The sequence below is a fragment of the Marinobacter salexigens genome (assembly GCF_018860765.1).
GTDB lineage: Bacteria > Pseudomonadota > Gammaproteobacteria > Pseudomonadales > Oleiphilaceae > Marinobacter > Marinobacter salexigens_A.
Genome location: NZ_JAHKPV010000008.1, coordinates 140,283 through 150,181 on the forward strand (window position 1 = coordinate 140,283; position 9,899 = coordinate 150,181).

General features: G+C 49.5%; 8 protein-coding genes and 2 tRNA genes. 6 read left to right on the forward strand and 4 right to left on the reverse strand.

Going from position 1 to position 9,899, the window contains the following annotated elements:
- The first annotated feature begins 22 nt into the window (after positions 1-22).
- From KO508_RS08090 to KO508_RS08105, 4 genes are all read left to right on the forward strand, one after another.
- Positions 23-1,156 carry a metallophosphoesterase family protein gene (locus KO508_RS08090; protein WP_216007842.1) on the forward strand — a complete coding sequence of 378 codons (1,134 nt, stop codon included), beginning with the start codon at positions 23-25 and terminating at the stop codon, positions 1,154-1,156.
- Complete coding sequence (locus KO508_RS08095) at positions 1,153-3,801, forward strand: ATP-binding protein (RefSeq protein WP_216007843.1); 2,649 nt, start codon at positions 1,153-1,155, stop codon at positions 3,799-3,801. Before KO508_RS08090 ends, KO508_RS08095 begins: the two co-directional genes overlap by 4 nt.
- A gap of 112 nt (positions 3,802-3,913) precedes the next feature.
- Positions 3,914-3,989, forward strand: a tRNA-Gly gene (locus tag KO508_RS08100).
- 63 nt (positions 3,990-4,052) lie between these two features.
- Positions 4,053-4,126: transfer RNA gene (locus KO508_RS08105), tRNA-Cys, on the forward strand.
- A 197-nt stretch (positions 4,127-4,323) separates the two neighbouring features.
- On the opposite strand, the gene KO508_RS08110 is transcribed toward KO508_RS08105, so the two are convergent.
- The 3 genes from KO508_RS08110 to KO508_RS08120 all read right to left on the reverse strand — a co-directional run bounded on the left by KO508_RS08110 (position 4,324) and on the right by KO508_RS08120 (position 6,607).
- The gene (locus tag KO508_RS08110) at positions 4,324-4,887 is read right to left on the reverse strand and encodes a hypothetical protein (protein ID WP_216007844.1); all 564 of its coding nucleotides are present in this window, start codon (positions 4,885-4,887) and stop codon (positions 4,324-4,326) included.
- Positions 4,888-5,076: 189 nt separating this feature from the next.
- Complete coding sequence (locus KO508_RS08115) at positions 5,077-5,739, reverse strand: hypothetical protein (protein WP_239985761.1); 663 nt, start codon at positions 5,737-5,739, stop codon at positions 5,077-5,079.
- Positions 5,740-6,346: 607 nt separating this feature from the next.
- Positions 6,347-6,607 carry a hypothetical protein gene (locus KO508_RS08120; RefSeq protein ID WP_100640213.1) on the reverse strand — a complete coding sequence of 87 codons (261 nt, stop codon included), beginning with the start codon at positions 6,605-6,607 and terminating at the stop codon, positions 6,347-6,349.
- A 294-nt stretch (positions 6,608-6,901) separates the two neighbouring features.
- Here KO508_RS08120 and KO508_RS08125 point away from each other — a divergent pair, with 294 nt between their 5' ends.
- A complete protein-coding gene (locus KO508_RS08125) occupies positions 6,902-7,279 on the forward strand; it encodes a hypothetical protein (RefSeq protein ID WP_100640212.1) in 378 nt (125 codons plus the stop codon).
- Between the two features lie 79 nt (positions 7,280-7,358).
- Here the strand turns inward: KO508_RS08125 and KO508_RS08130 are convergent, their stop codons facing one another.
- A complete protein-coding gene (locus tag KO508_RS08130) occupies positions 7,359-7,820 on the reverse strand; it encodes an RWP-RK domain-containing protein (RefSeq protein ID WP_216007845.1) in 462 nt (153 codons plus the stop codon).
- 178 nt (positions 7,821-7,998) lie between these two features.
- Between KO508_RS08130 and KO508_RS08135 the strand changes: the two genes are divergently transcribed.
- A partial coding sequence (locus KO508_RS08135; RefSeq protein ID WP_216007846.1) for an AAA family ATPase occupies positions 7,999-9,899 on the forward strand: 1,901 nt, incomplete at its 3' end.

Below are 9,899 nucleotides of genomic sequence, written 5' to 3' on the forward strand. Positions count from 1 at the left end.
GTAAGAGGCAAGGAGAAGGCAGGTGCCAAAGTTTTTACATACAGCAGACTGGCAAATGGGCAGAACCTATAGCCGGTTCGACGCGGAAGATGGCGCGGCATTGGTTGAAGCTCGATATGAAGCCATAGAGCGACTAGCGGCGCTGGCCACTGAACACCAGTGCGACGCGGTTTTGGTTGCCGGCGATGTGTTTGATGCTCAAACCGTGTCTGATCGCACCATCAGGCGCGTATTTAACGCCACCAGTGGCTTTGCTGGCCCTTGGGTAATGCTGCCAGGTAACCACGACGCAGCACTTGCGGAGAGTGTGTGGACTCGCGCAATGCGCCTCGGCGCCGTTCCACCGAATGTTCACCTTGCTCTTGAATCCGGGGTGACATCTCTGCCGGAGCAGGGCATTGCGGTTTTGTCCGCGCCTCTTACCCAACGACACACCTATGGCGACCTGACTCAACCTTTTGCCGATATGGAAACTGAAGCGAATTTTTTGCGCATAGGCTTGGCCCACGGCAGCGTTCAGGGCTTGCTGCCGGACGAAATTGATTCCACCAACCCCATTGCTCCCGACAGAACCAGCACGGCCAAACTGGATTACCTGGCCTTGGGTGACTGGCACGGCGTTAAGCGGATTAACGAACGAACTTGGTACAGCGGTACGCCGGAACCTGAGCGCTTTCGCAACAACGATGCCGGGTACGTATTGATTGTTGATGTCGAAAACCCCGGTGCGACACCCCAAGTGACCCGGCATGAGACCGCCCGTTATCAATGGCACCAATGGCGGGAAACTTTGTCTGTCCCATCCGACCTAGACCAACTTTTGATTCGCATAGGCGAGTTGACAGAGGCTTCGGTTCTGGACGTGAAACTTAACGGCATACTCACGCTGAGCGGCGACCAAAAACTGACGGAAGCCCTTTCTATAGCAGAAGCCCGCTACCGCAGTGTTACCTGTGATCGAAGCGGCTTGCAACTGGAGCCCACAGAAGAAGATATTGCTGAGCTCCATGCAGATGGGTATCTCGGAGAAGTGGTTCAAGAGCTAAGAGAGAGCCAGCAGGCGACTGAAGAAGATGAGGCGGCAACCGTAGCAAGGGATGCACTCGGTATTCTTGCAGGCCTACTCAAATCCAAAGACGCGGAGGTAGCCCAATGAAACTCCAGCGTTTACGTGTTGAGCAGTTTCGCCAATTCAGGCACGGTCTGGAGTTGGATAGCCTGCAGCCGGGCATTAACCTGATTCACGGCCCCAACGAATCCGGTAAGAGCACTCTGGTCCGCGCCATTCGTGCCGCTTTTTTTGAACGTTACCGATCCAAATCCGCTGGAGACTTGGCGCCTTGGGGCGATTCTTCTGCCGCGCCAACGGTTGAACTGACATTTAAGCACGGAGGCAAGCATTGGCAACTGGACAAGCGTTTCCTCAAACGCCATCGCTGTGATCTGAGGGTAGATGACGAAACCTTCAGCGGCGAAGAAGCCGAAGAAAAACTGGCTGAATTGCTGGGCTACCAGTTCCCCAAAAAAGGCGCCAGCAAAGAAGAGCATTGGGGAATTCCGGGTTTGCTTTGGGTAGAGCAGGGAACCGGGCAAAACATTGAAAACGCCGTGCTGCACGCCGGTGGCCATCTTAAATCCGCGTTGAATAATCTGGTGGGAGAAGTCGCCAGTAGCGGTGGCGACGAGATTATTCAGGCTGTGGAGCAGCAGCGCAAAGAGCTACTGACATCCACCGGGAGGCCAAGGGGCGACTATCTGGAACTTGCCAATAACCGGGAGGCGCTGCAACAGCAAGTATTGGAGCTGAAATCACGGGTTGAACAGTATAAGACTCAAGTGGATCGTTTGGGAACTCTGGCAGATGAGCATGAACAGGCCAATCGCGATCGACCTTGGGAAGAGGCCAGACGCGAGATGCAGCTCGCAGAAAAAAAATACCGGGATGTTGAGGCATTGCAGGAGCAACAGGCTCGGGGATTGGAGTCGCAAAAACAGATTCAGCAAAACCTCTCGTTACTTCAGCAAAACCAGATTCACTGGCGCAACCAGAATGACCAGCTTGAGCTGCGTCATCAAAGCTATCTCAAGGCAAAACACCAGCTAGAGCAGGAGGAACTCGCCAGCCCTGAGTTGGTAGCGCAGGTTGAACGTGCGCGCAACCAATACCAGCTCGCCAACCAAACCGTTCAGCAAGCCCACCTGAGAGATAAGCGCGAGCGCTTGCAAAAAGACTGCGCGCGGCTAGAAGCTGATCTGACCCAACTCAAACAAAGGCAGGATAAAGCCAAAGATATTCAGAATTCTCTGGATGCAGCACGGAATCAAAAAAAGAAAAACCTTATAAATCGCAATGCATTACAGGCACTAAAGAAGAATCAACGTGAACTCGATGACGCGAACATCCGAATCCAAACCGTAGCCACTCGTGTTACCTGGAATCTTCAACCAGGTGCCACTCTGAACCTGAATGGGCAAAGCGTTGAAGGGCAGGGCGAGAAGCTGCTGCTGGAGCAAGGTGTTCTTACAATTCCTGATATCGGTGATCTCGGGATTCAGCCCGGAGGCGATGACCTTGCCAGCCTCCGCCGACAGCTTGAACGATTGCGGAACTCTGTGTCGCAGCAATTGACGGAGCTGGGAGTTGATTCCGTTGAAGCAGCAGAGGGAAAGTTGGCGCGCCTGCAAGATGCTGAAGCACAGATACAACGCTTTGATGACCTTCTAAAGTCTCTGGCGCCCTTAGGCGTCGACCAGCTTGTTTCCGGGCGGACTGAGGTCGAGTCCGAGCTGCTCGCTAGGACCACTGAGCTTAAAGCGCTGCCAGAAGCGGGAGACACAGAGGGTGATCCAAAACCGCTGAGCCAAGCTGAGGCGGAGTTAAAGCAAGCGGAGGGTCAACTCACAGACGCAGAGGCGAGGCAGAGAAACCAGGAAAGGTTGTTGCAAAAAGCTCGTTACGTTAGCGAAACAACGCAGCAGGAATGGCAGCGAATGCAGGGTGAGCTGAACAGCCCCGAGCGCCAGTCACAAATAGAAGGAATTGCCCGCGATATCGCCGTTGCGGAAAAGCAAAACGCAGAACTCGAAGCGTCCTTGAAAGACCGTGAAGCGTTGATTCGTGAAGCTCGTCCTGAGTTGTTGAAACAGGACATAGAGCGTTACCGCGCCACCGCCGAACATCAGGAAAATGCTCAGCAGAAACGAGCCTTGGAGCTAAGTGAAATCCGAGCAAGGCTGGAAGCCTGGGGGGCTGAGGGGCTAGAGGAGAAGCAGAACGAACTAGCGGCTGATTTAGAACACGTTACCCGCCGGTATCTTGAGCTCGATAGACGGGCAAAAGCGCTGGAGATGCTCCTGAACCTGTTAATCGAAAAACGTCAGGCACTGACAAGGCGTTTGCAGGCGCCGCTGCAAAAACATCTGGACCATTACCTGACCCTTCTCTTCCCTGAAGCCAGCTTGGAAGTGGATGAAAACCTTATGCCCGGTAAATTCAGCCGGGGCAGCGAACTGGGGCAGATGGCAGAGTTGAGCTTTGGTGCCCGGGAGCAGATGGGCCTTATTAGCCGCCTGGCCTATGCAGATCTGCTGAAAGAAGCAGGGCGGCCGACACTAATCATTCTGGATGACACTCTGGTGCACAGCGACTCATCGCGTTTGGACGGTATGAAGCGGATACTGTTTAACGCAGCAACCCGCCACCAGATACTGTTATTCACCTGCCATCCTGAAAAATGGCGGGATCTGGGTGTAGAGCCGCGGGATCTTGAGGCCCTGAAAATTCACGGTGAAACTGGTTAAAAAATACTCGCAAACCCCCACTAAAACAAAAACTTAAAAAAAGGTATTGACGAAAGAGCCGTAATCCGTAGAATACGCATCCGTTGTCGGGGCATTGCTTCGGTAACTAAGAGCGGGAATAGCTCAGTTGGTAGAGCACAACCTTGCCAAGGTTGGGGTCGCGAGTTCGAATCTCGTTTCCCGCTCCAATTACTTCAAGTCTCTCAACGCCAACCTGAGAGCACAAAGACTCGAATCCTTCGATCTTTTTAGGCGCGGTGGCAGAGTGGTCATGCAGCGGACTGCAACTCCGCGTACGCCGGTTCGATTCCGACCCGCGCCTCCATTTTTATCGTTTCAAATCAGTTAGTTAACGCCTGTGATTTTAGTTCAGGTTCTCACCCAAAAAACATCCAAAATACACCCAAAATATAATCCGCTTTCATGGATAGCCTGGCAAAAGTCATTTAAAGCGGATAGCAAAAGGCCTCGCTTTTGTTGTTCGAGGCCTCGAGGTGGATTTCTGACATTGAGAATTATGAGCTAAGCTAAATCGCTAGTACTGATTTTTTTAGCATTCTTCAATGCGTTTTTTCGCAGTAGTTGAAGGTGTAGGTATGCATCCCAGGGGTGCATATACGGAATGCACATACTGGACGCTAAAAAAGCGAAGCGAGCGAGATCATCATTCGTTGCATAGAGCAAAAACTCCGGATCTCCATCTACAGGATTGTCCGGAATCAGCTCATGGGGCTGGCTAGGTTTATCGAACTCGAATCCCACACTCAATACAAGATTATCAATTTCTTTCGCCAGTACAGATCCTGTGAGAGCTGTGTCGGCGAGTAAATCTCGGCTTTTCTTTTTAATGATTTCTAATTCGTGTGTTTGCAAATACTTCCCAATTTTCAAATTTACCTTCTCTTCGCCATTGCTGTAATAGATGACAGAAGAATAATCTTGGTCTTTTATGAGAAAAGGTTCGGAAAATTTCCCAGAATGATGATCATTAAGGTGCATAGATACTGCGATGCTCTGTTCCTTCGGGGCAACGTAGATATATGTTTTATGTTCACGAAAGATCTGTAAGCCGTTGTTTAAATTCATAAGTTTACCTTAGAAATATTTCATTGACGGATAATCTTCTTACTGCCCGGCTTGGCCTAAAAACCAAGTTACGTATGCGAACAGCCGGGTTTTCAGAAGCTTCATAATCAATATGCGTACTATGTTCCTATGTGTAAGTCTCCTATAAGTTTCCAAATGGTCTTGATGGTCTCTATTCAACATCTGCAGTTATTTCGTATTCTGTTCTCGATCGAATTTAATAGTGGTTCTGGCTCGTTTAGGTGGCTTTATTAATCGGTAATGATTTCGCATGGCCTCCGTGTCATGGCCGCCTTTGTCGTTTTCTCCTTGGGTTAGGAACTCTTCTGTCAGGCCTTTCTTGCGAAGGTCTCTGAGATGGTACATACCTCCATACCCAGCTTTTTTGCACGCGTCTCTCCATGCAGCCTGTATCGTTCTATGCTTGACCTGCTGTGCTCTGGAGCGCATGTCGAAATATCGTGGATACACCAGTAGATACTCACTGATGATGGCCTCCTTCCGCTTGAACTCCACGAACCACATCCACAGATCTGCGAGATCCTCGTTCATCTCGAGTTCGATACCGATTTTGGTTTTGTGGCGAGCAAAGCGGATCACTCCGTAGGCGAAATAGTCCCCGCGATCGACGGGTTTTCTATAGAGTTCACCTTGGGCTTCTTTCAAATTGAAAACGTCAATCGGCTGTTGACTCATCATATAAATGAGATCGCAAATCTTCGCGCGCCAAGTGCCGTCCATATCTCGTTTGTTATGGCGATGCACGCACAGGTGTCCAGTTATCTTCCGGTAGGCTTCATCCGGGATGAGAACCTGGCGTTTTTCTTCTGCAGCCTTACGGATATCAATCATTGGATTACGATCAATGAGTCCTTCCTGGACCGCATGGAGGAATACCCGATTTAATGTGTTCTTGAGACCGTTGTAATGTGTCGGCATCTGCAACCATGGGGATAACAGTTTGCGAATTTTCCGGAGGATTTGTGGGTCGGAAAGCGGGAACTGCGCATCGTCACTTTTCTCCAGCTGCCGGGCGTCGCTCGCGTAATCAACTCTGGTTGGCTTAGCGATTGGGGCACCTTTGTTCGGTCCTCTTAAGGAAAGGACTCGGCACTCAGACCAAACTATGCGGTCGCCTTGTACTTGATGACCAAGGACCTCTGTTCGCCAATTCGCGAGGTAGTCCTTTAGAAGGATATGGTCTCCCTTGTTTGTTGGAGTCGAAAGGCTATTTAATTTTTCAGCTAGCGAATTGGCCTGCCACTCATGGACTTCGGCCTCCCATGACTGGTTGAGAACTGACCAACGACGAATCGCAACGCTTCTGTCTTTCGTCCTCAGGCTACCCCGTTTTTTTGTTATAGGGTGGAGGACGAAATAAACGCCATCCTCACTGAGATAGAGGCCAGGGTATCTTTGCAGACTCGAATGCTTTTTCGAACGATATCTAGGTGCCATATCAGGAAGCTAATTTACTCGCCAATTCGTGGATGAAGCTGTCATCTTCAGCACCGGATCCGGACATCCGACGCTCCATCTCCCGGAAATACTCATCCAAGTCGATCTTCCAGGCTTTCCCGAGCTTAAAGGCACCCGGGATAACTGCCAGTCCGAACTCGTCTTTCGCTGAGCAGAGTCGACGAACAGTTGAAGGGGCAGGCGGCGCGCTGTCGTATTCAAAGACAACCTGGATAAAATCTTCAATTGATACCGGACGCATAGCTATCTCCAGAACTCATTAAGAAGTAAGCATCTGACCCTTAAGTTGGGCTCTATTGGAGTCAAACTCGATCAGGCATGTAGCTAACTGTAAGTGTTTTTGAGCAGAAGCAAGCGCACAACGACCGCATAAAAATGCCGTCGTTTTGCAGGGTTGGCAGAATGTGGAGTGTCTTGCGACTAATTTAGATGTGAGGCTGGGTTAGTACTGAAAGCTGTGTTTGTTGGCTTGTAGATAAGATAAGTCATGTAATTATTCGCTGAGACATCTTCTGATCACTCGGGCCATCGTTCTATGACAACGAAACACGTAATGCCGTTTGCTGGCTATAATTATCTATCAGCTGATGATTTTGAGCGCATTCTCGAGTTGTTTTCTCTGGCTCTCGCTCAGTTAGACCCGACTGATGCTTGGGGCCTCGGCGATACTCAATTGATGAACGCAAAACAGATCATCCATAAGTTTTATGGGGATCAAAGCCGCTACATTCCTTCGCTTGCGATAGAGATGTTCAATGAGCGTCTGATCGGCAATATCAGAAACGATAAAAACGGACGAATGACCCACTCACATTACCAGCCAAATCTTCTAATGCAGTACGCTACAGAAGTTGCTGATTGGGGGTTGGTGACTGGGGTCATTAGTGTACCCATAGAGCTAACGCACCATTAACGTCGCCAACTCCATTTCCAGTATGGTGCGGCCATAGACGCTTGTTGTGAAACTGTGGGAGGTGATTCCTTGAATCCTGTCAATTGGTGACCGATAGACGTTGGTGTCGACAAATACAGCGTTTCGTTTCGTTTCGTTTTCCGACCATCCCGTCTTTTCTGAACAGCTTGCCGGTTCCTTTGAACTCGAATCGCCCCAATTCGGAGTTCTGGTTAAGAGCGATCTCAGCAGCCCTTTCGAAAAGTTCTTTTTTCCGCTCCGATAAATGAACCCCTGGTTGAATAGGTTTTTGGTTAAGCTGAGCACTGAGCACGTCCAGGTATGCAGTCATTGGCGGGATAGGTCGCTCCTGATTACCCTTGAATCGCGCCCAATAGCCCGAAGGGGGCTTGGGAACAGAAAGCTTGGTGCACAGTTTCTTCAGCGCGGCCCCTGAAATCCCGAGCTTGTCAGCTGCCTGCTCAATGGGCATCGACCAAACCAGATGCAAAAGCACCTCTCGATCTTGCTTGAGCCTGCCATCATTGAGTTTTTCCTGCATTGCACTAATTCCCTTGCTGCTCTTCAGAGATTTTAGGCAACTTTCTCATGTTTTAGTTGTGATCAACTGTTTGCAGTTGGATATCGCCGATCGGCTGCGACCTTGGTTTCCTTGTGCGAATCATTCAGTATTCAAGGCAAACTTTTATTGGCTTCGGTATTAATTCTGGAAGGGCAGGATGCATTTAACAAAAATCAAGGACATCAAAGGGTTCCGAATTTTTAAAGACTTCAGTTGGCCAGATAACCTCGACGACTTTGCTCGTTTCAATCTGATCTACGGCTTGAACGGAAGCGGCAAAACGACTTTGACAAACATTTTCTCGGATCTGGAGCACCGGCGCCCGTCTAGCGCATCGTCACTGCACTTTGAGTTTGGCGATAAAACGGTAGACGGAAAGTTGCCTCAAACCGTGTCAATCCCGCCTGTTCGGGTGTTCAACCGGAATTTTATCGAGCACTCCATCTTCGAAGATCCGGCGCAACAGGAGTTGGCTCCAGTTTTCTACCTTGGTGAGGACTCCATCGAAAAGCAGAAGGAGATCTCAGATTTAAGGTCGAAAGTCGAAACTGTCTTTGAAGATCTTAAGTCGCTCGAGTCTCAAAAATTCGCCAAGCAGAAAGGATTCGACAAATTCTGCAGTGAGGGCGCATCGAACATAAAAAATGCCCTCACGCGACCAGGTGGTAGATTCAATAATTACAATCGGCCAGCTTTTGAAAGCCGAGTAGAAGAGCTGTTGGCCTCTAGCGGTACCCGCTTGAAGGAGACCGAAAGGGGGCAGCTTCTGGGAGTTGCACATGCGCAACTCATGAAAACGGTTGCTAACGTGAAACTGCCTTCGATTAAGTTCATGGAATTGGCTCAAAGGGTCGAGCTTTTGCTGGAAAGGTCTGTAACGGCATCAGTTATCGAGGAGCTTCGCGACAACCCCAAGCTAGGACAGTGGGTTCAAACCGGCTTAAATCTACATCAACACCATTTTGAAACAGACCACTGCCTATTCTGCAACCAGAGCCTTCCAGAAAGTCGTTTGGACGATCTGGAAGCTCATTTCAACGATGAGCTGAATCGATTTCAGGATGAGCTGGACAACCAAATTCAGAGTATCAAGTCTTCGATTAGTTCAATTAATGACTTCGAGCTTCCGGCTGCTGGTTTACTCTATCAACACCTTCAAGCTGACTTCGAAAAAAGCGCGGGACGGTGGAAATCCAGCAAACTGAGTGTTGTTAATTTCCTTAACACACTGGTATCGGCGCTCAAGACAAAGCGTGAAAATCCCTTTAAGCGAATGGAGCTTCGGGATTATCTATTCGCATTCTCGACAGCGGCAAAAGATTCTAACTGGTTACTCAAAACCGCAAGTATAGCTTTGGATGCCTCTCAGAATATCGCAGCACAGTTTGGGCTCGAGGTCATCGACCGGATCAACAATTTAATCGACGAGCACAATCGGCACAGTTCATCATTTGAGCAAGAAGTCCGAGACGCGATGAATCGCCTGGCAGACGACATGGTTCTCTCAGCGCTCGATGAGTACCAACAATACAAGGACGAATTGCGTCAGCTGGATGTCAGCCTTGAGGACAAAAGGAGCGAGCGCGATAGGAAAAAAGCCCGAATGAAGCAGCTCGAAGAGGAGATGCGTCATCATGTAAAAGCTGCAGAGGAATTAAACGAAGAGGTGGCGGCATACCTTGGGCGGCGAGAACTGACATTCGAGGCGTCTGACTCTGGGTATCGTCTATTTCGCCATGGAGAACCGGCTTATCATCTGAGCGAGGGCGAGAAAACTGCTATAGCTTTCATGTATTTTCTGAAAACGCTCGAGGATGAGAGCTTGAATCTTACAGAAGCGATCATCGTGATAGATGATCCAATATCGAGTTTGGATGCAAACTCACTGTATAGCGCTTTCAGTTTCATGAAAACGAAAACATCAGAAGCTGCGCAACTGTTCATTCTCACACATAACTTTCAGCTCTTCCGGTTAGTTCGAAATTGGTTCGACCATATGAACCGCGGAAGGAAGAAAAATGCGCTGAATGCTCACATGTATCGGCGATTTTCAACCCA